Here is a 25,094-nt window from a genome sequence, read left to right as displayed (position 1 = left end):
CTATCCGCCGGTCAGCTGCTCCAGTCGGTCAAGCAGCGGACGCTGTCCGGCGTTGATCCTCTCCCGCGCCGCTTCGAGCGTGAACCATTCCGCGCGGTCTGCTTCCGGAAAGGCCTGCCGCTTGCCGCTGCGAGGCGGCCATTCGATCTCGAAGGTGTTGCTGCGAATGCTGCGCACGTCGATGTCCAGCTCGGCCGCGAACGCGGTGACGAGCTTGCCCCCGCGCTGCTTGACCTGGCCAAGCGGGGTCAGCGGCACGGACAGCTCGAGCCCAAGCTCCTCGGCAAACTCCCGTCGCGCGGCAATCTCCGCATCTTCTCCGTCCGCGTACTCGCCCTTCGGGATCGACCATGCGCCGAAATCCTTGTTGCGCCAGAATGGCCCTCCGGGATGAACGAGGAGCACCTCGACTTTCCGGCGCTTCCGATAGGCGATGATCCCGGCACTCTTCGATGGCATTGCGGGTTCCATGCAGGCGTGGGTGGCAGCCTCTTGGCTCGGGAAAAACTGGAACAGAGCGTCCTAGCGCAGGTTAGTAGCCAAGTTCATTTTGATAAAAGGGAGTGAAGTCATGATCCGCCTGCTGGCAACCACCGCCTTAGGGCTGGTGCTGGCGAATGCCGCCTTTGCGCAATCGCCAGGCACGAGCACGACGTCTCAGCAGACGCCGCAATCCCAGTCAAATTCCACCGCGCCATCCACCGCCCCGCCGTCAGGCGCGGCCGATAGGCAGCAGACCACATCGCAACCGCAGCAACCATCGACGTCGGGAACGTCGACCCAGAATACGCAGGCCAACCCACCGTCTTCCGGCTCCGGCAGCTCCAATGCAGCCGGCAACCAGCCTGCGACGCAGCAGAGCGCCAACCCGCCGCCGGCGAATACGAACCAGGCGCAGGACCGGTCCAATCCGCCGCCGACCACCGGCAATCAGGCCCAGCAGGCGCCCGCTGCATCTGGAACCAACCAGGCCCAGCAGGCGCCGAACGCGCCAACCAGCAATCAAGCGCAGGGCGAACGTTCGGGCACCAATTCACAGGCGGCGGCCCAGACTGACGTCAACCTCAACAAGCAGCAGGAAACCAGGATCAGCACCTCGATCTCGCGCCTGAACGTGCGGCCGCTCACCAACGTCAATTTCTCTCTGAATGTCGGCACGGTGGTGCCGCGCGACGTGCACCTTTCGACACTGCCGCCTGACGTCGTCGAGATCGTGCCGCAATATCGCGGCTACAGCTTTGCGCTGGTGAAAGATCGGATCGTCGTGGTCGATCCGGCAACGTACAAGGTCGTGACGGTGCTGCCGTATGCGGGGCAATCCACGGCAACGACGACCACGCGCGAGCGCAGCGCGAGCAAGTTCTCGGATCGCGATCGCGAAGTGATCCGCAAGCATGCAAAGACTCGCACCGAAGGACGGGGCGAGGCGCGGACCACCGGCAGCACCGCGCGCACGGAGATCCATGTAGGTGATCGAGTCCCGGACACCGTCGAGGTCGAGGAATTTCCGAGCACGGTCTATCGCGATGCGCCGGACTTGCGCGAATACCGCTACATCCACCGCGACACCCGGACCTACGTCATCGAGCCGCGCGAGCGTCGGGTGATCGAGGAGATCGACTAGTTCGCACGCCCATCGGAAGCCGCTTCATCGAGCGGCTTCTCCCTCATCGTATCAGATCGCAGAGCGTTCTCGCGCGGCGACGCGGACGGCGCGGGCCTTCGCACTCTTTCCGGCGGCGCGTGCCGCGATCGTGCTGCGTGCCTTGCCGTGAGCCGTGACATTCTTCCGCAGCACGGTTGCGAACCGCTTGCGCGCACGGTTCGCCGCCAGCCGCGCGGCGAACTGCTCGGCCTTGCGAACGATGCTCGCAACCGAAGGCGTCAAGTTCACCGGAACCCAGGCGACGTCCTTGGCCTTCGAAAGACTGCCGATGCCTTCGCAGGGCGCTTCGCGCGGCAGATCGATCCGGATCGCGAGCGCCTCGGAGCGTTCAATCCAGTCTTCCGCCTTGGTGCCGGTGATGATGCGGACATAGTCGCGCGTCTCGCGCGGCAGCTCGCTCTCTCTGGCAAGCCATTTCTGGATGCGGCCGGGGCCTGCGTTGTAGGCGGCGGCAGCAAGGCCGAGATTGCCGAAATCGTCGCGCAGCTTGCGCAGGAATTTCGCCGATGCCGGCAGCGCCTTCATCGGATCGAAGGGATCGTCGAGGCCGACCTCGGCGGCCGTCTCCGGCATGAACTGCGCAACACCCTGCGCGCCGGCATGGCTGACCTCGTTGGACTTGAAGCGGCTCTCCTGCCAGATCAGGCGCGCGAAGAACGGCACCGGAATGCCGCTGGATTCGGCGGCCTCGCGCAGCGCGTGACAAAATCGTTCGGATGGTGAGAGCTCCGCCTGTACCACCGGCTCGATCGCGCGCGGTGGCTCGATCACCTGCTCATAGGCCGCGTGCGCGTTGGCAAGCTCGATCGCCTGCACGCTGGCGACGAAGAGTTCGACCACCGGAACAAGTGGCGAGGCATGATTGTTCTGGAGAACAGTGGCATCGAAACGTGATGCTTGCCGGGACGCCGACGGATCGAGGTCGCACATCAGAAGCAGAAATGCGGCGCAAGCCGCGACGACAAATCGCATTTGCGGGGACAACCTCGAACTGTGGGCTGAACGGCCAGCGATGCGCCGGCGATAACGAGTTCTTAACCGTCCGATTGCGGCAAAGCTGCGATCTCGTCGGTTCCTTCGGTGTTACTACGGTGTTCCCGAAGAGAAACCTTCCGCGGTTTTGCGGGCTGGTTGCGAGATGCGCGATGACGACACGATGGATGCTTGGCGCGGTGATGTCGCTGTGGCTCGTCGGCCCGGCGCTCGCAGGCAATCTCGATCCGGCTGCTGTGAATGAGGCTGCACGTCCGGCGAAGCAGCCGGCCACCGACAAGCTCAATCCGGCGATTGTCAAGCTTCAGGTGCTGCTCGATCGTGCGCAATTCTCTCCCGGCGAGATCGACGGCAAGTTCGGCGAGAACGCGCGGAAGGCCCTCAAGGCCTTTGCGGAGCAGAACGGCATCGCATCCGACAAGGGAGTAGCGCCGGAGCTCTGGGACAAGCTGACGGCAGCGCTCGAAGGTCCTATTCTCGTGGACTACAAGGTCACGGACGCCGATGTGAAAGGGCCGTTCCTGAAGGAGTTGCCGAGCAAGCTCGAGGACATGAAATCGCTGAAGGCGCTGAGCTACATCAGCCCTGTCGAAGGACTTGCCGAGAAATTCCACATGAGCGCGGATCTGCTCAGGGCGCTCAACCCGGGCAAGGCCTTCGACAAGGCCGGAGAGACCATCGTCGTTGCAAACGTTCCGGCACGGCGCGAGCTGCCGCGCATCGCCCGGCTCGAAGTCGACAAGACGCACGGGACCTTGAAAGCGTTCGACGCAGCCGACGCTTTGCTGGCGTTCTATCCGGCGTCAGTCGGCAGTCCGGATCGCCCGACGCCGACCGGAACGTTGAAGGTCACCGGCACCAACGAGCAGCCGACCTACCACTACAATCCCGAGTATAGGTTCAAGAGTGTCAAATCCAACAGGCCGTTCGACATCCAGTCGGGCCCGAACAATCCGGTGGGAGCGTACTGGATCGGCCTGTCGGCACAGGGCTACGGCATCCACGGGACGGCAGAGCCCGACAAGGTCAGCAAGTCGGCGTCGCATGGCTGCGTCAGGCTCACGAATTGGGACGCTCGTGTGCTCGGCGAGAACGTGAAGCGCGGCACACCCGTCGTCTTCCTCGATGCGCCGACGGAATCCTCGTCCAGGCAAAACCGCACGCCCGCTGCGAAGCGCGCGGCAAACTAGTCTGTGGGAAAATCCTTGCGCATCGCGATCTCGGCGGCATCGCCGGGCGACAGCACTGTCTGATCGAAGGCGGCCTGCGGCTTCGTCATGATGTCGTAGAGCGAGATGCCCTTGATCGGCTTGCCCATGAGCTCGCGTACGCATTCGGCGAGTGTGCCGTTGTAGACGAGATAGGGCGGACCCCGATCCTTCTGCCTCTCGCCTTTCAGCGACGGCCACTTCTTCAACTCGGCCGGCGCGTCGTAGGCGATCGGCGATCCCTCTTTGAACATGCGTCGGGTCCCGGCGACTTGGATTGCCTGGAATCCTACAGCCGCCGGGTAAACACCCGTTAAAGAATTAGTTCAAATCAGCCGGCAACGAAGGCGAGCAGGGTGCCGTTGGCCTTGGCCGGCGGGACGCAGACCGCAGCTCCGCTCCGCACGGCTGCTGAACCCAGCGCTTTCTCCGTCGCCGCCAGATTGCCGCTGACCAGCACCAGCGCGGCACCGCCGCGTTCGGAGAGGCCTGCGAGCGGCACGCCGGGATAGCGCTTGGCCAATTGGTCCAGCGTCAGATAGACGAAGTCGGCACGCTCGCCGCCGGAGGGTACGGTAACGGCGCCGTCGGCCTCGGCCTGCGGCTCGCGGTCGATCAGGCGGGCGAGGTGTGCGGCGTCCTTTGCCGGCTCCGGCGTTGCGATCAGCGTCTGCTTGATCCACTTGGCCGCATTGGCGTGGGTCATCAGCGCGGGAATCCACACGGTCTCGCGGCTCTTGTGCTGGCAGGCGAAGATGCGCACGCCGCCCGGCGCTTCGGCGGTCGGCCACATGAAGGTGCGGAATTTCGCCGCCGAGACCGTGCCGTCTGGCAGCGTCACCGGACGTTCGAAATCGGTTGGGCCGATCGGCTCCAGGCCCCGAGCACGGATCTCCTCGGCGCCGGCGGCGGAATCGACTGCGGTGAAGGCGATGCGCTCGATGCCTTCGCCGCGCTTGTCCAGGAAGGCGCGCGCGGGGGCATTGAGCTCGGTCGCAGCGAGCACGCCGAGCAGCTCCATATAGTCGGGGTCGAACATGATAGTGTAGTTGCCAGTGCCCATATGGACGCTGTGGGTGCCGCGCGGGGATACGGTGAAGCCGAGTTGCCGATAATTCTCGGCAGCCTTGTCGAGGTCCTTCACCATGACCACGGCGTGGTCGATACCGATGATGTTCTTGAGCGCCACTGTTCTTTCCCGACTGCAAACTGATTCTTGGGCCGCGCCGACGGCTGCCGGTCATGTCTACGCCGGATAGGCGGCCAAGTCATTTTCCAATTCAGCGGCGCATGCGAAAAATTTCATTCCGCGCAACGCATCCTCGTGCGACGCGCGTCAGCGCGCTTGCTCGAGATAGGCGGCGAGGACGGCGCGCTCCTCGCTGGTCATCTCGGTGATGTTGCCGGGCGGCATCGCGTTGGACCAGGCCGCGACACGCCCGATCAGGCGGATGTTGCGATGGATGTGCTCGGGGGCATCGAGCAGGATGCCTTTCGGGGCGGCGACGATGCCGGCCCAGACCGGCTCGGCCGCGTGGCACATGCTGCAGCGGGACATCACGATCTCCTCGACCTTGGCGAGCGTCGGCTGTGCCGGCAGCGCGCCCGCCTTAACCTCGCGCGGGCCGGCCGCGGAGAGGAAGAGGATCGCGATCACGCCCACGGCTGCGACGCCCCACACCCACCACGGCGATTTGCGCCCGGCATGGCGCTCGTTGAAGAAGTGCCGGATCACCGGCCCCAGCGCCAGGATGATCGCGACGATGATCCAGTTGAAGCGGGTGGCGTAGAGCAGGGGATAGTGGTTGCTGATCATCAGCACGACCACGGGGAGCGTCAGGTAGTTGTTGTGGACCGAGCGTTCCTTGCTGGCCTTGCCGAGTTTTGGATCGGGAGCCCGGCCCGCGATCAGGCTGGCTACGATCTTCTTCTGGTTCGGGATGATCAGCGCGAAGACGTTGGCCACCATGATGGTGCCGATGATCGCGCCGATCTGGTTGAAGGCGCCACGACCGCTGAGCACATGCGTGAAGGCGTAGGTGAGCGCGACCAGAAACAGGTAGCCGCCGATGGCAAAGGGCAGCTCGCGCTGCGCAAGCCCGGTGCGGCAGGCGGCTTCATAGAGCAGCCATGCCAGCGCGAGGCTAAAGAAGCTGAACAGGCCGGCCTGGAATGGCGTGAGGTCGAGGATCGACTTGTCGACCAGGAACAGGTCGGCCTCGAGATAATACACCACCACCATCAGCGCGAAGCCGGACAGCCAGGTGGTGTAGGCTTCCCATTTGAACCAGGTCAGCTCGTCGGGCATCTGGCTCGGCGCAACCAGATATTTCATGATCCGGTAGAAGCCGCCGCCATGGACCTGCCAGGCCTCGCCCTGCACGCCGTCAGGCAGGTCGCGTCTCGGCCTCAGGCTGAGATCGAGAGCGATGAAGTAGAAGGAACTGCCGATCCAAGCGATCGCGGCCACCACGTGCAGCCAGCGCAGCAGCAGGCTCGCCCATTCCGATATGACGGATCCCCACATGATCTTCCCATCAGTCGCGACACCCATGCTGCAGCCTTGATGACGCAACCGGACGTCGTCGCCCTCACAATGTGTCGCACCGATCTGCTGCATTTTCCAGTATGATGGGCTGTGGCTAATGCACATCGTGAGGGCATGAGCTGACGTGGGATTCGGCAGGCGTCGGACCTGCTGCAGACCATTTGCGGGTGATCGGCGTTGACGTGCGACATTTGCAAAGCGGGAGGAAGATGACGTGAGCAACAGGATATCGTTGGTGGCGATGCTCGCAGCGCTGCTGGTTGCAGTTGCGACCGGCGCGCAGGCCGAGCCGGCGCTGCAGGGCAAAGACGCCTATGGCGATTGGCGGGCTGACAAGCCCGGCACGGTCAGGCTGATCCGGCCGCAGGATCTGGTCAGGCCGGGCGCCTCGCGATCGGTTGCGAGCTCGTCGCGCGTGGTGCCGCGTCCGCCGGAGGCCGCGCTCCAGGTGCCGGCCGGCTTCAAGATCGAACTGTTCGCCGAAGGCCTGCGCGCGCCGCGCATCGTGCGCGTGGCGCCGAACGGCGATGTCTTCGTCGCGGAGACACGGGCCGGCAACGTCCGTGTGTTGCGCGCGGGCGAGGGCGGCAGGGTCGCGACCAATGAGGTCTATGCCAGCGGCCTGCGGCAGCCGTTCGGGATCGCCTTCTTTCCGAACGGCGACAATCCGCAATGGGTCTATGTCGCCAACACCGACAGCGTCGTCCGCTTTCCCTATCAGGCCGGTGATCTCAAGGCGCGTGGCAAGGCGGAGACGATTGTTGCGAGCCTGCCGCATGACGGCGGCCATTCCACCCGCGACATCGTCTTCACACCTGACAACAAGCGCATGCTCGTCTCCGTCGGCTCGCTCAGCAACGTCGCCGAGGGCATGGGCATGCCGCCGGGCGGATTGGAAGCGTGGTCGAAGACGCAGCCGCTTGGCGCGGCCTGGGCCAGCGAGACGGAGCGCGCCGCCGTGCTGGCGTTCAATCCTGACGGCAAGGAGCGAAAGATCTACGCCACCGGCCTCCGCAACTGTGTCGGCCTCGCAATCCAGCCGCAGGCCGGTCTGCCGTGGTGCTCGACCAACGAGCGCGATGGCCTCGGCGACGATCTCGTGCCCGATTACGTGACCAGCGTGAAGGAGGGCGCGTTCTACGGCTGGCCGTGGTTCTATATCGGCAACAATGAAGATCCGCGCCACGCCGGCGCGCGGCCGGACCTCAAGGACAAGGTGATAGTGCCTGACGTGCTGATCCAGCCGCATTCGGCCTCGCTCGGCATGACCTTCTATCAGGGCACACAGTTTCCCGCGGAGTACCAGGGTGACGCCTTCGCCGCTCAGCACGGCTCCTGGAACAGGTCGAAGCGCACCGGCTACAAGGTGATCCGCATCAGGATGAAGGACGGCAAGCCGACCGGCGAGTACGAGGATTTCGTCACGGGGTTCGTGGTGAACGACACGGAAGTGTGGGGGCGTCCGGTCGGCGTCGCCGTTGCGAAGGATGGATCGCTGCTGATCTCGGAGGACGGCAACGGCACGATCTGGCGGGTGACGAGCGTGCGCTGACTTCATCCTCCCCTGGAAGGGGAGGGCCGGCGCGAAGCGCCGGGGTGGGGTGATCTCTCCACTCGGGCACTGTGCGTTGTGGTGAGACCGTCACCCCACCCCGCTGCGCATTCCGCTTCGCGGCATGCGCATCGACCCTCCCCCTCCAGGGGAGGGTAAGAGCACCGCGCTCGCTTTACCCCCGTCTCACACTCGCTCCACCATCCACCGGCAGCGTCACACCCGTAATGAAGTTCGCCTCGTCCGACGCCAGGAACAACGCGGCATTCGCGACGTCCCATCCCGTGCCCATCTTCCTGCGCAGCGGTACCTTGCTGTCGCGTTCGGCTTCGACTTCGGCGCGGGTCTTGTGCCATTCGCGGGCGCGGGTGTCGACGGCCATCGGCGTGTTCATCAGGCCGGGCAGAATGACGTTGGCGCGGATGCCGTATTCGGCGTTCTGGTAGGCGAGTTGTTCGGTGAAGGCGATCATCGCCGACTTGGTCGCCTTGTAGGCGACATAAGGATACGTCGTGATCGCCGCCATCGAGGAGATGTTGATAATGGCACCGCTGCGTTGCGCGCGCATGATCGGGATTACCTCTTTCGCGGCGAGGATGCAGCTCTTCAAATTGATCGCGACGACGCGGTCGAACGCCTCCTCGGTCAATTGCAGCAGTTCGGCGTCGCCGCCGGACAGGCTGACGCCGACATTGTTGTGCAATACGTCGATCCGGCCCCAGCGCGATTGCGCGTCGGCCACCAGTGCCTTGATGTCCGCAGCCTTGGTCACGTCGGCCTTGAAGGCCGCGGCGGTGCCGTGCTTCGCGGCGATCATCGTCACCGTCTCCTGCGCCGTCTCCAGATCGAGGTCGACGCACAAGACCTTCGCACCCTCGCGCGCGAAGGTCAGCGCGGTGGCGCGGCCGTTGCCCATGCCTTCTCCGGGGCTTTGCCCGGCCCCGACCACGATCGCAACCTTGTCGCTCAAGCGCATCTCAGTCCACTCCCAGGCGCGGGCATTATTCATCCCATTATTTTCGTGCAGATTAGCAATGGCCCCGACCGGAGAGAAGAGCGTCGCTTCTGCGCTCATCTCATTGAGATCACATGGAATTGCATGTCGCGGGCCGGCCCATCGCGCATGGCTGAACCTTGCAATCCAGGAACCGTTCCAAGGCCGCGGCGTTTGCTGCCGGAGCCTTTCCCGCGCTAGGCTCAGTCCCGGGGCTTCCCAACCGCCAGTGGCATGCCGATGAATCTGCTCGATCCGCAAGGGCCTGTGGCTGCGGCCAACAGCACCATCCTGGTCGATTCCGTCTTCATCATGCTCGTGATCGTGGTGCCGACCATTTTCGCGATTCTGGCTTTTGCCTTCTGGTTTCGCGCCTCGAATCCCAAAGCGCGGTACCAGCCTGAATTCGTCTATTCCGGCCGCGTCGAAATGGTGGTGTGGGCAATCCCTGCACTCACGGTCATCCTGCTCGGCGGCGTCGCCTGGATCGGCTCGCACCAGCTCGATCCGGCCGCGCCCGTGCCGGGCACCGGCAGCCCGGTGCGGATCCAGGCCGTGTCGCTCGACTGGAAATGGCTCTTCATCTATCCGGACCAGCGCATCGCCACCGTCAACACGCTGACGGTGCCCGCCGGCGCCGAGCTGAATTTCCAGCTGACTTCGTCGAGCGTGATGAACACGTTCTTCATCCCGCAGCTCGGGAGCATGATTTACACCATGAACGGCATGGTGACGAAGCTGAACCTGCGCGCCGACAATGAAGGCAAGCTTCAGGGCCTGTCCGCGCATTTCTCCGGCGACGGTTTCCCCGACATGATGTTCGACGTCAACGTGATCTCGCCGCTCGCCTTTCCGGAGTGGGTGGCGGCCACCGCGAAGACGGATGCGGTGCTGAACGCGGACAGCTACAAGAAGCTGATGCAGCAGGGCATCGAGAAGGGCCGGCCGGTCTACCGCCTCGACGATCCCCGGCTGTTCGACCTGATCGCGACACAGCACATTCCGCCGGGACCCGGGCCGGAGCTCGCATCCGAGGCAGGCCGGTCGCACAGTGGAGGCCATGATGCTCGGTAAGCTCGACTGGTCGGCCATTCCGTTTGATCAGCCGATTCCGCTCGTCGCCGGCGCGGTGGTGCTGGTCGCAATCCTCGGCGTGCTGGCCTGGGTCGTGGTGAAGGGACATCTGCCCTATCTCTGGAGCGAATGGATCACCAGCGTCGATCACAAGCGCATCGGCGTCATGTACATCCTGCTCGCCTCGGTGATGCTGCTGCGCGGCGGCAGCGACGCCATCATGATGCGGATCCAGCAGGCGGTGGCCTACCAGTCGCAGGGCTATCTGCCGCCGGAGCACTACAATCAGATCTTCTCGGCCCACGGCACCATCATGATCTTCTTCGTGGCGATGCCGTTCGTGATCGGGCTGATGAACCTGATCGTGCCGCTGCAGCTCGGCGTGCGCGACGTCGCATTCCCGACGCTGAATTCGGTCGGCTTCTGGCTGACCGCGACCGGCGCGCTGCTGGTCAACGTCTCGCTGGTGGTCGGCGAGTTCGCGCGCACCGGCTGGCTCGCCTTTCCGCCGCTGTCGGAATTGTCCTACTCGCCCGGCGTCGGCGTCGACTATTACGCCTGGTCGCTGCAGATCTCCGGCGTCGGCACGCTGGTGGCCGGCATCAATCTCGTCACCACAGTGCTGAAGCTGCGCACGAAGGGCATGAACTATCTGCGCATGCCGATGTTCTGCTGGACCACGCTGGCCTCGAACCTTCTCATCGTCGCGGCCTTTCCGATCCTCACCGCCACGCTCGCGATGCTGCTGCTGGACCGCTATCTCGGCTTCCACTTCTTCACCAACGAGGCCGGCGGCAACGTCATGATGTTCATGAACCTGATCTGGGCCTGGGGTCATCCCGAGGTCTACATCCTGGTGCTGCCCGCTTTCGGTATCTTCTCGGAGGTGGTCTCGACCTTCTCCGGCAAGGCGCTGTTCGGCTACCGCTCCATGGTGCTTGCGACCATGGCGATCTGCGTCATTTCATTCATGGTCTGGCTGCATCATTTCTTCACGATGGGAGCGGGGCCCGACGTCAACGCCATCTTCGGTATCGCCAGCATGATCATCGCGATACCTACGGGAGTGAAGATCTACAATTGGCTTTTCACGATGTATGGCGGCCGCATCCGCTTTGCGACGCCGATGTTGTGGTCGGTCGGCTTCATGGTCACCTTCATCATCGGCGGATTGACGGGCGTCCTCGTCGCGGTGCCGCCGGCCGACTTCATGCTCCACAACAGCATGTTCCTGGTCGCGCACTTCCATAACGTCATCATCGGCGGCGTGCTGTTCGGCGCCTTCGCCGGCTTCGAATACTGGTTCCCGAAGGCGTTCGGCTTCCGCCTCGACGAGCGCTGGGGCAAGGCGGCGTTCTGGTTCACCTTTCTCGGATTCTACGTCACATTCATGCCGCTCTACATTGCCGGCATGCTCGGCATGACCAGGCGCATGCAGCATTATGATGTTGCGGCCTGGCGGCCCTGGATGATCATTGCGGCAGTCGGCATGGCCGTGCTGACGATCGGCGTGATCTGCCAGATCGTGCAACTCGTGGTCAGCATCCGCAATCGCGAGGCTCTGCGTGATCGCACCGGCGATCCCTGGGACGGGCGCTCGCTGGAATGGGCGACCTCGTCGCCGCCGCCGGTGTTCAACTTCGCCTTCAATCCCGATGTGCGCGGCGAGGACGCCTATTGGGAGATGAAGGCCCATGCCCGGCAGCAATCGTTCGCGCACGAAGAGCCCGAATATCAGGACATCGAGATGCCCCGCAATTCGCCGACCGGCTTCGTCTGCGCGTTCTTCGCCACCATCATGGGCTTCGCGCTGATCTGGCATATCTGGTGGATGGTGATCCTGGGCGGTATCGGCGCGTTTGCGACCTTCGTCGTGTTCGCCTGGCGCGACCATGATGAGTACGTCATCCGGGCCGACGAGGTCGCCCGCATCGACCGCATCAATATCGAGGAACGACGCAGCCTCGTCAGCATGGCGGGAGCGGTCTGATGGCGATGACCACGACCGTCGGCCACGCCCATGCCGATCCCCATCACATCGGCGTCGTCGTCGAGCATCCCGGGCCTGCGGCAAAGCGGATCGTGACCGCCTACGGCTTCTGGATCTTCCTGCTCTCGGACATCGTGATGTTCTCCTGCTTCTTCGCGGCTTATGCCGTGCTGGTCGGCCAGACCGCCGGCGGCCCCAAGGGCGCGGAGATCTTCGAGCAAAGGAACGTCGCGATCGAGACGGTCTGCCTGCTGCTCTCGAGTTTCACCTGCGGCATGGCCAGCATCGCTGCCGACGTGCGCAACCGGTTCTGGTTCTATCTCGGCATGACCGTGACCTGCGTGCTCGGCCTCATATTCCTTGTGATCGAGTTCCGCGAATTCGCCGACCTTGTCGCCCGTGGCTATGGCCCGTCGCGCAGTGCGTTCCTGACCGCGTTCTTCTCCCTGGTCGGCTGCCACGGCCTGCATGTCTCCGCCGGCGTCTTGTGGTTGCTCACCATGATGGCCCAGGTGTTCGCAAAAGGCTTTCGCGCCGACATATTGCGCCGGATGATGTGCTTTGCACTGTTCTGGCATGCGCTCGACATCATCTGGGTCGCAGTGTTCTCCGTCGTTTACCTGCTCGGGAGTGCGCCATGAGTGAGCAGACGCATGGGATGGCCAAACACGACCTCGCACCGGGCGAGGAAGAGCAGCACAGCGTCGGCACAAGGATCCTCGGGTACGTCGTCGGGCTCGTGCTTGCGCTGCTGCTCACGGCGACGTCGTTCTTCATCGCCGGCACGGATCTGGTCTGGCAACCCTCGATTCCCGTCGCGCTGATCGTGCTTGCGATCGCGCAGATGGGTGTGCACCTCGTATTCTTCCTGCACATCACCACGGGCCCCGACAACACCAACAACGTGCTTGCGCTCGCCTTCGGGCTGCTGGTCGTGTTCCTGGTTGTCGGAGGCACGGTCTGGATCATGGCGCATCTCAACGCCAACATGCCGCCGATGGACCACATCATGCGGATGCAGTGATAGACCCCGCACAAAAAAGAAGAGCCGCTTGTGGTGACAAGCGGCCAAGTCTAGGGAGGAAACGCCCGAGCAAAGACAATCGGGCCGGAGCCGGATTGCTGCCAAGGAAACGCTCGCGCAAGGCGCTTGCGTATGTTGATAAGTGCAGCAACTCGCGAAAGAGTTCAATTCCGGATCAATACGGTCTCGGAGTACTACTCACGGATGCGTGAACCCCCGATTCATTTTGGCCTGCGGCAATTGTAGGCCTTGCGGAAGCCGGCCGCCTGGGCGTCGTCCTCCGAGCAGAACCAGCGGTCCGGTTTCGTGGTCGCGGGATAGCTCGGGCAGCCTCGCAGATGATAGATGCCGATATTGCCGGTGACGCGGGCGCGCACCGCAAGCTTGCCCTTGATGCTGCAGCTGGGCGGCATGGTCAGCTCCTCCGGAAACAGCACGGCGCGAATCTCCTTGTCGCGGTCGGGCCGGCAGGCGGCGCCCAGAAGCGCGCCGTCCTTCTTGCCGCTACGGAAATCCTGCGGCGCAACAAAGCAGCCCTTCCAGATGCCAGCCGCCGCTGTCTTGGCATCGGTGGCTGCCGGCTTGACGTTGGCCTTGATCGGCTCGCGCGCGAGAGCAAAGCCGAGCTTGATCAGCTGCTCGTTCAAGCTGGCCTTGTCGCCTTCGGCCGTGCAGATGGCGCGGTGCCGCTTGCCAAAACTCTTCTCGGGCCCGACGTCGTCGCAGCGCACCGTCCGCTTGTTGATCAGCTTCGTCAGCTGGTCGCGGGCCTCGATGCCGCAGGTCCAGGAATCGGCGTGATCGTCGATGCAGACTTGGTCCAGCTCGGGCGCGTCGACGCCGTCGAGCCGGTAGGTGACGTCGCCGAGCTGGATCGAGTTGCCGTCACGGGCCGTCGCGGCGCCGGTCAGCGCGGAGGCCGGCCCGAACGAGGCCAGAAATCCGGACAAGGCGAAAAACGAAACGAGCGCAAAAGCGCGGGCGGCGGCAAGGAATTTCTGGAAGGACATACGGTCTCGCTATCGATGGCTCGTGCGCCCTGTTCCTAGCATCCGGATGTGGCGATACCAATGGTCTGCACCCTGCGAAGTGCGACATTCCGGCCTCGCGGCTTTACTCGGCCGTCACTCTGACCCTATCGTTCGCCGGCCTCGCTGACCGCGCAAGGCCGAATCGCCCGGGAAGCGGCGAGGGGGAGGAAAAGGCTGCGATGAAAGACCCCGTGGACGTCCTGATCATCGGCGCCGGCGCTTCAGGCGCGGCGGTGGCGTGGTCGCTGGCCGAGACCAAGATGCACATCCTCTGCCTGGAACAGGGCGGCTGGATGAACCCGGCGGAATATCCCAGCACAGGCCGGGATTGGGAGGCCAAGTTCTACGGCGAATGGTCGTCAAGCCCGAACGTCCGTGGCCGGCCCGAGGACTACCCGATCAACGACGACAACTCCCCGATCAAGGTCGTCAACTACAACGCGGTTGGCGGCTCGACGGTGATGTACACCGCGCACTGGCCGCGGCTGCACCCTTCCGATTTCAAGGTGAAGACGCTCGATGGCGTCGCCGACGATTGGCCAATCGATTACGACGCGCTGATCCCGTTCTTCGAAGAGAACGACCGCATCATGGGCACGTCAGGCCTGTCAGGCGATCCGCTGTCGCCGCTGACGCATCCGCCGATGCCGCAGCAGCCGATGGGATTGTCCGGTGCCATCATCGCCAAGGCCATGAACAAGCTCGGCTGGCACTGGTGGCCGTCGGACACCACGGTCGCGACGATGGATTACGAAGGCCGGGCGCGCTGCATCAATCTCGGCCATTGCACGCCGGCCTGCGCGCAGGGCGCAAAGTCCTCCACCGACATCACCTACTGGCCGCATGCGATCCGCGCCGGCGTCGAGCTGCGCACCCATTGCCGGGTCCGCGAGATCACCACGGACGAGAACGGCATGGCTTCGGGCGTGGTCTATTACGACAAGGACGGCATCGAGCAGTTTCATCCCGCTCACGTCGTCATCATCGCCTGCAACGGTGTCGGCACGCCGCGGCTGCTGCTGAACTCGGCGTCCTCGCGGTTCCCGAACGGCCTTGCCAATTCGTCTGGCCTCGTCGGCAAGAAACCTGATGTTCCACCCCTATGCGCAGATCTACGGCTATGTGAAAGAACCGACCGACTCTAACCGCGCGCCCCCGACCTGCCTGTGGAGCAAGCAATGGTATGACACCGATTTGTCGCGCGGCTTCGTGCGTGGCTATGGCGTGCAGTTCGTGCGCGGCGCCGGGCCGGTGTTCGAGGCCGTCGTCAGCGAGCAGAAGGGCATTTTGCCCTGGGGCGCCGATCATCACAGCGTCTTCCGCAAGCTCAACGGCCACCGCTTGGGTTTTTCCGCGATCTGCGAGGATCTGCCGGAAGAGCACAATCGCGTCACGCTCGATCCCGTGTTGAAGGACAGCCACGGCATTCCCGCGCCGAAGATCGACTACACGATCAGCGAGAACAGCCGGAAGATGATGGAGCATGCCTTGGCGCGCGGCCGGGAGTTTCTCGAGACGGCGGGCGCGACCGAAATCTGCGTCAACTCGCCGATCCCGTGGGGCGGCTGGCACCTGCTCGGCACCGCACGCATGGGCACCGACCCCGAACGCTCCGTCGTCAACGAATGGGGCCGCACGCACGACGTCAAGAACCTTTTCATCGTGGACGGCAGCATCTTCGTCACCTCGGGCGGCGTGAACCCGACCTCCACCATCCAGGCCCTCGCGCTCTACATCGGCGACCAGATGAAGCAGCGCCTCGCCAATTTGTTTGATTGATCCGCGTTATGGATGCACCGAACCCGCTACGAACTCGCTGCAGCTCTCCCGCCTGCGGGAGAGGTCGACGCGCTCGAAGAGCGCGGCGAGTGCACTTTCATTGCCGCGCGAGTGCTAGAAGAGGAAGCCATGACTGAACAGCTCTCCCTGACGCTGCGGCAGCGCGACGACCTCCGCACCATTGCGGCGATGATCATTCCGGCCAGCGACGAGTACAAGGTGCCCGGCGCCGACGATCCCGCGATCCATGCCGATATGCTGGCAACGCTTGGCCGCGATGCCAAATTGGTTGCGGCAGCGCTGGATCATCTGGCGCGGCTCGCCGGAGGGCCGCTTGCCGAGCTCGATGCTGCCGCGCGCGATGCGGTGGCGCAGGAGTTTCGCAAGCACGGCGGCGTCGCCGCCGCAACGCTGGTCCGTGTCGTGCTGCAGTGCTATTACCGCGACGACCGCGTGCTGCGCTCGCTGGGGCTCGAGCTGCGCGCGCCATTCCCCAAGGGGCATGTGCTCCCGGATGGGGACTGGTCGCTGCTCGACCCGGTCAAGGCAAGAGGCGGCTCGCTGAGGCGGGCGCCCTAGCCATCTGGGCAGTCCGGCCCTGCGCCCCGGTCGGGCCACTTGCGCTGGAGGGAACAGGCCACCATCTGTGTGAACCTCAAGGACACTTGCCATGTTGGACTTCACCTCAGATATCGCCGATGACGCATCGTCATCGCGAACGACGGCGTCCGTCCCGGCCGATGACCGGGCGCTGCTGGACGCCTATTCCAATGCCGTGATCGATGTCACCGACCGCGTCGGCCCTGCGGTGGTGCGGGTCGAGACCGGGCCGAAAGTGCCGAACGGCCGCGAGCGCGGCGGGCTCGGCTCCGGCATCGTGATCTCGCCGGACGGACTCGTCCTCACCAACAGCCACGTGGTCGGCTCCTCCAAGGAGATCCGCCTGCGCGACGTCGAGGGCCATGTCGGCGACGCCCAGGTGCTCGGTGTCGACCCCGACACCGACCTTGCGCTGCTGCGCGCCAACGGCGTGCGGCATTTGCCCTATGCCGCGCTAGGTAACTCCAAGAGCCTGCGGCGCGGTCAGCTCGTGATCGCGATCGGCAATCCGCTCGGCTTCGAATCGACTGTGACCGCCGGCGTGGTCTCGGCGCTCGGGCGCTCGATCCGTTCGGTGAGCGGGCGCACCATCGAGGACGTGATTCAGACTGATGCTGCGCTCAATCCCGGCAATTCCGGCGGCCCGCTGGTGTCGTCGAACGCCGAGGTGATCGGCATCAACACCGCCATCATCAACGGCGCGCAGGGCATTTGCTTCGCGGTCGCCAGCAACACCGCGCAATTCGTGCTGTCGGAGATCATCCGCCACGGCTATGTCCGTCGCGCCTATATCGGCGTCGCCGGGCAGACCGCGCCGGTCCCGCGGCGCCATGCGGTGCTGGCCGGCGTCGAGAACAAGATGGGCGCGCTGCTGATGCAGATCGAGCCTGACGGCCCGGCGGCGAAGGCGGGCCTGCTCCCCGGCGACGTCGTGATCAGGCTCGACGGCGTCGAGATCAACGGCGTCGACGATCTGATCCGCGTGCTCGACCGCGACCGGATCGGCCGGCGGCTCGCCATGGACGTGCTGCGGCTCGGCCGCCTGCGGGCGATCGATATCGACCCGATCGAGCGCAGGCCGGCGCGCTAGCGCGGAGTAGGCGGGGGCCCCGTCTACCCATTGGCATCCTCGTCATGCCCGCAGGCGGGCATCCGGTACGCCGCGGCCTATCGTTGAGCCACAACCGTCTCGGCGTACTGGATCGCCCGCCTTCGCCGGGCGATGACACCGAGAGTGGCGAGCGCGCCCCACAATCGCGTCATTGCGAGCGAAGCGAAGCAATTCAGAGTCTTTCCGCAGAGGCAATCTGGATTGCTTCGTCGCAAGGGCTCCTCGGCAATGACGTGGAGAGAGCCTGCTCGCCCTGCTACTCCGCAGCAGCCGCAAAGCGACTGTTATCCAGCTCCGCTTCGAGTCGCGCCGTCTCGGCCGCCGCCAGCTTGATGTTGGCTTCCTTGACATGGCCGAAGCCGCGGATCGTCTCGGGGACGCGGGCGAGCCGTGTCAGCAGCGGAATCTGCGCCGCTTGCAGGCCGAGGATCCGCTGATCGATCATCGCCAGATAATCCGCGACCAGCTTACGTTCGGTGCGACGCTCCTCGGTGCGGCCGAACGGGTCGAACGCGCTGCCGCGCAGGAACTTGAGCCTGGCGAGAATGCGGAAGGCATGGATCATCCAGCCGCCGAACTCCTGCTTTTGAAGCCGGCCCGTTGCCTTGTCGCGCCTGGCGAAGATCGGCGGTGCCAAATGGTATTTCAGCGTGAAGTCGCCGTCGAACTTCTCCGACACCTTCCTGGCAAAGCTGCCGTCGGTGTAGAGCCGCGCGACCTCGTACTCGTCCTTGTAGGCCATCAGCTTGAACAGGTTCTTCGCGACAGCCTCGGTCAGCTCCGTTGACGCGGGCGAAACGGCGCTTTCCGCTTTCCGCACCTTGGCGACCGCCGCAAGATAACGGTCGGCATAGGTCTTGTCCTGATAGAAGGTCAGGAATTCCGCGCGGGTCGCCATGATGTCGTCGAGCGATTTCACCGGCGTGGACGCCCTAGCTTTGAACTGGAGCACGCTGCGCACCCGCGACATGTCGTGGGCGGCGAGACGGCCCCAGGTGAAGGCGAGCTTGTTCATCTCGATCGCAGCGCCGTTGATCTCGATGGCGCGGAGCAGGGATTCCAACGACAGCGGGATCGCGCCCTTCTGGAAAGCGAAGCCGAGCATGAAGGGATTGGTCGCGATGCTGTCGCCCATCAGCGCCGCCGCAATGCCTGTCGCGTCGATGATGTCGAGGTTCTTGTCGCCGATCGCGTCGCGCAGCACGGTCTGCATCGTGCCCATCTCGAAATCGAGATCTGGATTTTGCACGAAGCTCGCGGTCGGCTGCAAATCGGCGTTGATATAGGCCTTCGTCACGCCGCGCTCGGCGCGGCTGAGCGCAGTGGGACCTGCCGAGACGATCATGTCGCAGCCGAGGATGACATCGGCGCCGCCAGTGGTGATGCGGACTGCCGAGATGTCTTCCGGCCTCGGCGCGATGCGGACATGGCTCATGACGGCGCCGTTCTTCTGCGACAGGCCGGTGAAATCGAGCGCCGAGCAGCCGCGGCCGTCGACATGAGCCGCCATGCCGAGCAGGGCGCCGATGGTGATGACGCCGGTGCCACCGATGCCGGTGACGAGGATGTTGTAGGGTTCGTCGAGCTCACGCGCCGGCGGCAGTGGTAGATCGGCGAACAGCTGCCCGGAATCGACCGCCGAGGTCTTCATCCGCTTGAGCGTTCCGCCATGCACGGTGACGAAGCTCGGGCAAAAACCCTCGACGCAGGAAAAGTCCTTGTTGCAGTTCGACTGGTCGATCTGGCGCTTGCGGCCGAACTCGGTCTCCAGCGGTTGCACCGAGACGCAGTTGGAGGCCTGCGAGCAGTCGCCGCAGCCTTCGCAGACCAGCTCGTTGATGAAGGCGCGCTTGGCGGGATCGGGATAGAGCCCGCGCTTGCGGCGGCGGCGCTTTTCCGCGGCGCAGGTCTGGTCGTAGATGATGACGGTGAGGCCCTTGACGTCACGCAGCTCGCGCTGCACCGCATCGAGCTCGCGGCGATGATGGATGGTCGCGCCCTGCGGGAAGTAACTGCCTTCGGGGTATTTGCCGGGATCGTCCGAGACGATCGCGAGCCGCTTGACGCCCTCGGCCCAGACCTGATGCGCGATCTGCGCGGCGTTGAAGGCGCCTTCGGCCGGCTGGCCGCCGGTCATCGCGACGGCGTCGTTGTAGAGGATCTTGTAGGTGATGTTGATGCCGGCGGCCGATGCCGCGCGAAGGGCGAGCAGCCCGGAATGGGTATAAGTGCCGTCGCCGAGATTCTGGAAGATGTGCTTCTCGGTGGTGAAGGGCGACTGGCCGATCCAGTTCACGCCCTCGGCGCCCATATGTGAGATCAGGTCGGTGCGGCGGGCCGGCATGCTCAAGGCCATGCCGTGGCAGCCGATGCCAGCCATGGCGCGGCTGCCCTCGGGGACGCGCGTCGAGGTGTTGTGCGGGCAGCCCGAACAGAAGAACGGTGTGCGCGCGAGCTTGATCGACGTGCTCGCGGTGACGGGATTGTCGAACGCCTCGAGCCGTGCCAGGCGCTGCTCCAGCACCGGGCTGTGATGGCCGAGCTTGCGCAAGCGTGCCACCAGCGCGGACGCGACGATCGTCGGCGTCAGCTCGCCCTCGCTCGGCAACAGCGGTGCGCCGCGCTCGTCGCGCTTGCCCGTGACGATCGGGCGTCTGGACGCATCGACGTTGTAGAGGATGCGCATCAGCTGGTCTTCGATGAAGCCGCGCTTTTCCTCGACCACGAGCACGTCCTGAAGACCCTCGGCGAAACGCTTGGCGCCGCTCTCCTCCAGCGGCCAGGTCATCGCGACCTTGTAGATGCGAAGGCCGAGATCCTGCGCGTCCTTGTCGGTGATGCCCAAGTCGACGAGCGCCTGGCGCAGGTCGAGATAGGCCTTGCCGGTCGCGACGATGCCGAGCCGGGCCGGCTTGGAATCGAGCACGATGCGGTCGAGCTGGTTGGCGCGGGCAAAGGCCTGCACGGCGGCCATCTTCGGGCCGAACAGGCGCCTCTCCGCCTCCAGCGGCGGATCGGGCCAGCGGATGTTGAGGCCGCCGGGTGGCATCTCGAAATCATCGGGCAGCCTGATCTGGATACGTTCAGGATCGCTGTAGATGGATGCCGAGCTCTCGACGGTCTCGCTGATTGCCTTGAAGCCGACCCAGCAGCCGGAGAAGCGCGACAGGGCGAAACCGTAGAGGCCGAGATCGAGATAGTCCTGCAGCGTTGCGGGATTGATCACGGGGATCAGCGCCGCTGCGAATACCTGCTCGCTCTGATGTGCCAGGGTCGAGGACTGGCAGCCATGATCGTCGCCGGCGAGCGCGAGCACGCCGCCACTAAGCGAGGTGCCGGCCGCGTTTGCATGCTTGAGCGCATCGACCGAGCGATCGACGCCGGGACCCTTGCCGTACCAGATGCCGAACACACCATCGACCTTGGCGCCGGGAAACAGGCCGACCTGCTGGCTGCCCCAGACCGCGGTCGCGGCCAAGTCTTCGTTGAGTCCGGGAACGAAGGCGATGTCGTGCTGCTGCAGGTGCGACTTCGCGCGCCACAGCGCGTGGTCGTACATGCCGAGCGGGGAACCGCGATAACCCGAGATGAAGCCGCCGGTGTTGAGCCCATGGATCCGGTCGCGTTCGCGCTGCAACATGGGAAGGCGGACCAGAGCCTGGGTGCCCGACAGGAAGATCCGCTTCGATTCGAGCCGGTATTTATCGTCCAGCTCGACCTGCATCAGCGTCATTTCGGAAGTCCTCGTCTTGGTTCGGCGTGGGGTTTGCGCTGCGGGAGGGAGTGCGGCTGCGCGACGCGAATTGTGACAGTCAAAAGTATGCGGCGGCGAAGTCAATATCGCTGGCCGCATCCGTGGCGCTCCTGCTAGTCATGGCTTGCTAGCGGAGGAGAGCATGACCGGCTTCGATACCCAGATCACTCAGACCGGAGGCGCCTTGATCGGACCGTGGCGGATGCCGCGGCAGATGCTGCAGGCAGACCTACGACGCGCATGCCTCGATCCACGATGACGCGACAGCGCAAAAGCTCGGCTTCAAGGGAGGTACGATCGAGGGGCCGACGCATTGCAGCCAGTTTGCGCCGCTGTGCGAGCGACAATGGGGGCAGGTCTGGTTTGAGAGCGGCTGCCTCTCCGCGCATTACCGCAGCGTCTGCTACGAGGGCGAAGAGGTGCAGGCGGTCCTCATGGCCTCCTCGGTTGAGCAGCCAGAGTGTCAGATGCAGATGGTCAAGCGCGACGGCACCGAGGTGCTGCGCGGCACTGCCTCCGTCGTTGAGGGCCCGACCGCTCTTGACCTGCGGCTCCGTGAGCTGAAGCCGCTCGCCGATCCCGTCATCCTTCGTGACATGAAGGTCGGCATGAAGAGCAAGCGTCAGGCGGTGCGCATGGCCTTCGACCAGAACATGGATGACCTCTATCCGTTTTCGCTTCGGCAGAAGCTCGCCGTCATCACCGAGAACTCGCCCTACTACTCGGGCGCGGACAATCCCTGGGGCAAGCCCATCATCCCGATGGAGATGCTGAGCGTGCTGTTCCAGTACCGCTCCAAGAACGATCCGCTGCCGGCCAAGGGACCGGCCGTCGGCCTGTTCGCCGACCAGGAGATCCGCCTGGTGAAGGGCCCGCTGTTCGTCGACGAAGATTACGAAGTCGAACGCGAGTTGGTCGCGCTCTCCGGCAGCCGCCGCACCGAAAGCGCCTGGGTCAAGACACGCGTGTTCGACAAGGCGGGTGCGATGGTGGCGACCATGTTGCTGAACATGGCGACGCTGAAGGACTCGTATGCGCCGTATGAGGACGAGTATCGGGCGCTGTATGGGGCGGGGCGGTAGTCTCCTCGTCATTGCGGGCGACGCGAAGCGTCGAGCCCGGAATCCATTTGTCTGCACCGTATGAGGTGAAATGGATTCCGGGCTCGCGCTGCGTGCGCCCCGGAATGACAGCGGATGCCGCTCATCCTTTAAGCAAATGCACGTCGTAAGGCTGTCGCACAGGGAATAAGCAGACGTCGACAATCAACGTAACCGTCTGACCAAACAGCAAATTCGCTCGCGGCTGACGCCCCATTGCAATTGTACACAATGGCACGGCGCTTGCAGAACTCCTGGCCAAGAGAGTTCTCGCGGGGGCCTGCGTCATGTTGAACTCAGCCAAGCCGACGAAGGGCGTCGTGAGCGCAGAGCCCGAGCCGATCAAGCTCGACTGGCCCGCCACCGCGCTTCTCATCATCGACATGCAGCGCGACTTCATGGAGCCCGGCGGCTTCGGCGAAACGCTCGGCAACGACGTCAGCCAGCTTGCGCGCGCGGTGAAGCCGATCGGCGCAGTGCTGACGGCGGCGCGCGACACGGGCATGCTGGTCATCCACACGCGCGAGGGGCATCTGCCCGATCTCTCCGACGCGCCGCCGGCGAAGATCGCGCGCGGCGCGCCGAGCCTTCGCATCGGCGATCCCGGTCCGATGGGGCGCATTCTCATTCGCGGCGAGGTCGGCCACGACATCATCCCCGCGCTCTATCCGCTCGACAGCGAAATCGTGATCGACAAGCCGGGCAAGGGCGCCTTCTACGCCACCGAGCTCGGCGACGTCCTCGAGAACTACGGTATCGAGAATCTCCTGGTGTGCGGCGTCACGACCGAAGTCTGCGTCAACACCACCGTGCGCGAGGCCAATGACCGCGGCTATCGCTGCGTCGTCATCTCCGATGGCTGCGCATCCTACTTCCCCGAATTTCACGAGATGGGCCTGAAGATGATCAAGGCCCAGGGCGGCATCTTCGGCTGGGTCGCAAGCTCAGCCGCGGTCTTGGAGGCAATGAAGGGTTCGACCACATTGGGGGTAACAGCATGAGCACATTGACGGGGACGACTGGCAAGTCCGGGTTTAAGCCGGCGCTATGGACATCGGGCGACTGGAACGCGTTTTTCGGCTTCGGCACCAACATCCTCGTCAACATGCTGGTGCTCACGGGCCTGCTTCGCTTCGTCTTGAAGATGCCGGACAGTCTCGTGTTCGGCCGCATCCTGCCCGCGCTAGGGCTGATGATGTGCCTGTCGACCTTCTACTATGCGTACCTCGCTTATCGCCTCGCCCAGAAGACAGGCCGCAACGACGTCTGCGCGCTGCCGTCTGGCGTGAGCGTGCCGCACATGTTCATCGTTACCTTCGTGATCATGCTGCCGATCACGCTCAAGACCGGCGATCCGCTCAAGGGCTGGTCGGCGGGTCTGGTCTGGGTGTTCTTCCAGAGCTTCATTCTCATGATCGGCGGCTTCATTGCGCCGTTCATCCGCAAGATCACGCCGCGCGCGGCGCTGCTCGGCACGCTGGCCGGCGTCTCCGTCACCTTCATCTCGATGCGGCCGGCGCTGGAAATGTACATGACGCCGCAGATCGGTCTCGTCTGCTTCGCCATCATCCTGGTGAGCTGGTTCGGCGGTGTGAGATATTGGCGCGGCATTCCCGCCGGACTCGTCGCGATCGCGGTCGGCATGATCATCGCCTGGGGCTCGAACCTGTTCGGGCTCGGTCTCGGCGGATTGAGCATTGCAGGCGTCGGTGCGGCCTTTGCCAATTTCGGCTTTTCTGTGCCGATCCCGGCAGTAAACTATGTCTTCTCCGGCTTCGAATTCCTCGGCATCATCCTGGTCACGGCCATCCCGTTCGGCATCTACGACCTCGTCGAGGCCATGGACAATGTCGAGAGTGCGGAAGCGGCTGGCGACGAATATCCGACCACGCGCGTGCTCACCGCTGACGGCGTCGTCAGCCTGATCGGCTGCCTGATGGGTAATCCCTTCATCAACGCCGTCTATATCGGCCATCCCGGCTGGAAGGCTATGGGTGGTCGGATCGGTTACTCGGCGGCGACCGGCATCATGGTGGTCGTGCTGTCCTGGTTCGGCATCATCTCGGTGCTGCTGGCACTCGTGCCTGTCGTCGCGATCTCGCCGATCCTGCTTTACATCGGCATGCTGATCGGCGCTCAGGCATTCCAGACCACGCCGGTCAAACACGCGCCCGCGATCGTGCTGGCGCTGACCCCGCATCTTGCCGCCTGGGCCAAGCTCCAGATCGACACGATGCTCGGCTCCACCATGAACGCGGCGGCAACCGTCGGCGGCTTGGCGGCCGACAAGGCCGATGCGGTCAAGGCCGCAGCGATTGCCGCGCTGCCGCAGCAGGGCGTGTTCTATCACGGTCTTGAGGTGATGGGCGGCGGCTCCATCCTCGGCGGCCTAGTCCTCGGCGCGATCGGCGTCTTCATCATCGAGCGCGATTTCGAGAAGGCGTCCGCCTTCGCGTTGGTCGGGGCGGTGCTGACCTACTTCGGCTTCATGCACGGCGAGGCCGTCGGCATCGGCGGCGGCTTTGGCGTGACGCCCGCGGTCGCCCTGGCCTACGCCGTGATGGCCGCTGGCCTGTTCGCCGCCGGTAGGCTCGGTGCCAGCGAGCACTATGCCGCGCATCCGGAGATGTCGGCTGCGCCGGCGGAGTAGGCGCGCGAAGCACATCGGTT

At 64.4% G+C, this 25,094-nt stretch carries 19 protein-coding genes and 2 pseudogenes; 13 read left to right on the top strand and 8 right to left on the bottom strand.

Annotated elements, in window-relative coordinates:
• Positions 1-459 (bottom strand): NUDIX domain-containing protein, encoded by a 459-nt coding sequence (locus ACVIIV_RS33640; RefSeq protein ID WP_456748023.1) that lies wholly within the window; start codon positions 457-459, stop codon positions 1-3.
• A 112-nt stretch (positions 460-571) separates the two neighbouring features.
• Between ACVIIV_RS33640 and ACVIIV_RS33635 the strand changes: the two genes are divergently transcribed.
• Complete coding sequence (locus ACVIIV_RS33635; protein ID WP_456748022.1) at positions 572-1,624, top strand: DUF1236 domain-containing protein; 1,053 nt, start codon at positions 572-574, stop codon at positions 1,622-1,624.
• A 51-nt stretch (positions 1,625-1,675) separates the two neighbouring features.
• On the opposite strand, the gene ACVIIV_RS33630 is transcribed toward ACVIIV_RS33635, so the two are convergent.
• Positions 1,676-2,638: a lytic transglycosylase domain-containing protein gene (locus tag ACVIIV_RS33630; RefSeq protein ID WP_456748021.1), complete on the bottom strand. Its 963-nt coding sequence runs from the start codon at positions 2,636-2,638 to the stop codon at positions 1,676-1,678.
• Positions 2,639-2,811: 173 nt separating this feature from the next.
• On the opposite strand from ACVIIV_RS33630, the gene ACVIIV_RS33625 reads away from it, so the two are divergent.
• Positions 2,812-3,849, top strand: a complete 1,038-nt coding sequence (locus tag ACVIIV_RS33625; RefSeq protein ID WP_456748020.1) for a L,D-transpeptidase family protein — start codon at positions 2,812-2,814, stop codon at positions 3,847-3,849.
• Here the strand turns inward: ACVIIV_RS33625 and ACVIIV_RS33620 are convergent.
• The 3 genes from ACVIIV_RS33620 to ACVIIV_RS33610 all read right to left on the bottom strand — a co-directional run bounded on the left by ACVIIV_RS33620 (position 3,846) and on the right by ACVIIV_RS33610 (position 6,394).
• A complete protein-coding gene (locus tag ACVIIV_RS33620) occupies positions 3,846-4,121 on the bottom strand; it encodes a hypothetical protein (protein ID WP_456748019.1) in 276 nt (91 codons plus the stop codon). The genes ACVIIV_RS33625 and ACVIIV_RS33620 overlap by 4 nt on opposite strands.
• Positions 4,122-4,198: 77 nt before the next feature.
• Positions 4,199-5,056, bottom strand: coding sequence for a VOC family protein (locus ACVIIV_RS33615; protein ID WP_456748018.1), 858 nt, complete (start codon positions 5,054-5,056; stop codon positions 4,199-4,201).
• A 147-nt stretch (positions 5,057-5,203) separates the two neighbouring features.
• Positions 5,204-6,394, bottom strand: a complete 1,191-nt coding sequence (locus ACVIIV_RS33610; RefSeq protein WP_456748017.1) for a urate hydroxylase PuuD — start codon at positions 6,392-6,394, stop codon at positions 5,204-5,206.
• A gap of 235 nt (positions 6,395-6,629) precedes the next feature.
• Between ACVIIV_RS33610 and ACVIIV_RS33605 the strand changes: the two genes are divergently transcribed.
• A complete protein-coding gene (locus ACVIIV_RS33605) occupies positions 6,630-7,967 on the top strand; it encodes a PQQ-dependent sugar dehydrogenase (protein WP_456748016.1) in 1,338 nt (445 codons plus the stop codon).
• 175 nt (positions 7,968-8,142) lie between these two features.
• Here ACVIIV_RS33605 and ACVIIV_RS33600 read toward each other — a convergent pair whose 3' ends face one another.
• Positions 8,143-8,943, bottom strand: a complete 801-nt coding sequence (locus ACVIIV_RS33600) for an SDR family NAD(P)-dependent oxidoreductase (protein ID WP_456748892.1) — start codon at positions 8,941-8,943, stop codon at positions 8,143-8,145.
• 252 nt (positions 8,944-9,195) lie between these two features.
• On the opposite strand from ACVIIV_RS33600, the gene ACVIIV_RS33595 reads away from it, so the two are divergent.
• The 4 genes from ACVIIV_RS33595 to cyoD are packed head-to-tail and all read left to right on the top strand — an operon-like array spanning position 9,196 to position 13,049.
• The gene (locus ACVIIV_RS33595) at positions 9,196-10,035 is read left to right on the top strand and encodes a cytochrome ubiquinol oxidase subunit II (RefSeq protein ID WP_456748015.1); all 840 of its coding nucleotides are present in this window, start codon (positions 9,196-9,198) and stop codon (positions 10,033-10,035) included.
• Entirely contained in the window at positions 10,025-12,025 is a 2,001-nt protein-coding gene (gene cyoB / locus ACVIIV_RS33590) for a cytochrome o ubiquinol oxidase subunit I (RefSeq protein ID WP_456748014.1), read from the top strand. Before ACVIIV_RS33595 ends, cyoB begins: the two co-directional genes overlap by 11 nt.
• Positions 12,025-12,666 carry a cytochrome (ubi)quinol oxidase subunit III gene (locus ACVIIV_RS33585; protein ID WP_456748013.1) on the top strand — a complete coding sequence of 214 codons (642 nt, stop codon included), beginning with the start codon at positions 12,025-12,027 and terminating at the stop codon, positions 12,664-12,666. The genes cyoB and ACVIIV_RS33585 overlap by 1 nt, the downstream gene beginning before the upstream one ends.
• Entirely contained in the window at positions 12,663-13,049 is a 387-nt protein-coding gene (gene cyoD / locus ACVIIV_RS33580) for a cytochrome o ubiquinol oxidase subunit IV (protein WP_456748012.1), read from the top strand. The genes ACVIIV_RS33585 and cyoD overlap by 4 nt, the downstream gene beginning before the upstream one ends.
• A gap of 221 nt (positions 13,050-13,270) precedes the next feature.
• Here cyoD and ACVIIV_RS33575 read toward each other — a convergent pair whose 3' ends face one another.
• Complete coding sequence (locus tag ACVIIV_RS33575; RefSeq protein WP_456748011.1) at positions 13,271-14,059, bottom strand: thermonuclease family protein; 789 nt, start codon at positions 14,057-14,059, stop codon at positions 13,271-13,273.
• Between the two features lie 200 nt (positions 14,060-14,259).
• Here ACVIIV_RS33575 and ACVIIV_RS33570 point away from each other — a divergent pair.
• The 3 genes and pseudogenes from ACVIIV_RS33570 to ACVIIV_RS33560 all read left to right on the top strand — a co-directional run bounded on the left by ACVIIV_RS33570 (position 14,260) and on the right by ACVIIV_RS33560 (position 17,549).
• Positions 14,260-15,859 (top strand): annotated as a pseudogene (locus tag ACVIIV_RS33570) (GMC family oxidoreductase).
• Positions 15,860-15,988: 129 nt separating this feature from the next.
• Positions 15,989-16,438: a hypothetical protein gene (locus ACVIIV_RS33565; RefSeq protein ID WP_456748010.1), complete on the top strand. Its 450-nt coding sequence runs from the start codon at positions 15,989-15,991 to the stop codon at positions 16,436-16,438.
• A gap of 91 nt (positions 16,439-16,529) precedes the next feature.
• A complete protein-coding gene (locus ACVIIV_RS33560; RefSeq protein ID WP_456748009.1) occupies positions 16,530-17,549 on the top strand; it encodes a S1C family serine protease in 1,020 nt (339 codons plus the stop codon).
• A 277-nt stretch (positions 17,550-17,826) separates the two neighbouring features.
• Here ACVIIV_RS33560 and ACVIIV_RS33555 read toward each other — a convergent pair whose 3' ends face one another.
• A complete protein-coding gene (locus ACVIIV_RS33555) occupies positions 17,827-21,303 on the bottom strand; it encodes an indolepyruvate ferredoxin oxidoreductase family protein (RefSeq protein ID WP_456748008.1) in 3,477 nt (1,158 codons plus the stop codon).
• A 163-nt stretch (positions 21,304-21,466) separates the two neighbouring features.
• On the opposite strand from ACVIIV_RS33555, the pseudogene ACVIIV_RS33550 reads away from it, so the two are divergent.
• From ACVIIV_RS33550 to ACVIIV_RS33540, 3 genes and pseudogenes are all read left to right on the top strand, one after another.
• Positions 21,467-22,406: pseudogene (locus tag ACVIIV_RS33550) on the top strand (hypothetical protein).
• 305 nt (positions 22,407-22,711) lie between these two features.
• Positions 22,712-23,425: a cysteine hydrolase family protein gene (locus ACVIIV_RS33545; RefSeq protein ID WP_456748007.1), complete on the top strand. Its 714-nt coding sequence runs from the start codon at positions 22,712-22,714 to the stop codon at positions 23,423-23,425.
• Positions 23,422-25,074, top strand: coding sequence for a regulator (locus ACVIIV_RS33540; protein ID WP_456748006.1), 1,653 nt, complete (start codon positions 23,422-23,424; stop codon positions 25,072-25,074). The genes ACVIIV_RS33545 and ACVIIV_RS33540 overlap by 4 nt, the downstream gene beginning before the upstream one ends.
• Positions 25,075-25,094 lie beyond the last annotated feature (20 nt).

The sequence above is a fragment of the Bradyrhizobium sp. USDA 4354 genome (assembly GCF_054060315.1).
Note: the sequence above shows the minus strand (reverse complement) of the source record. Positions and strands in the feature narration are given on the sequence as shown.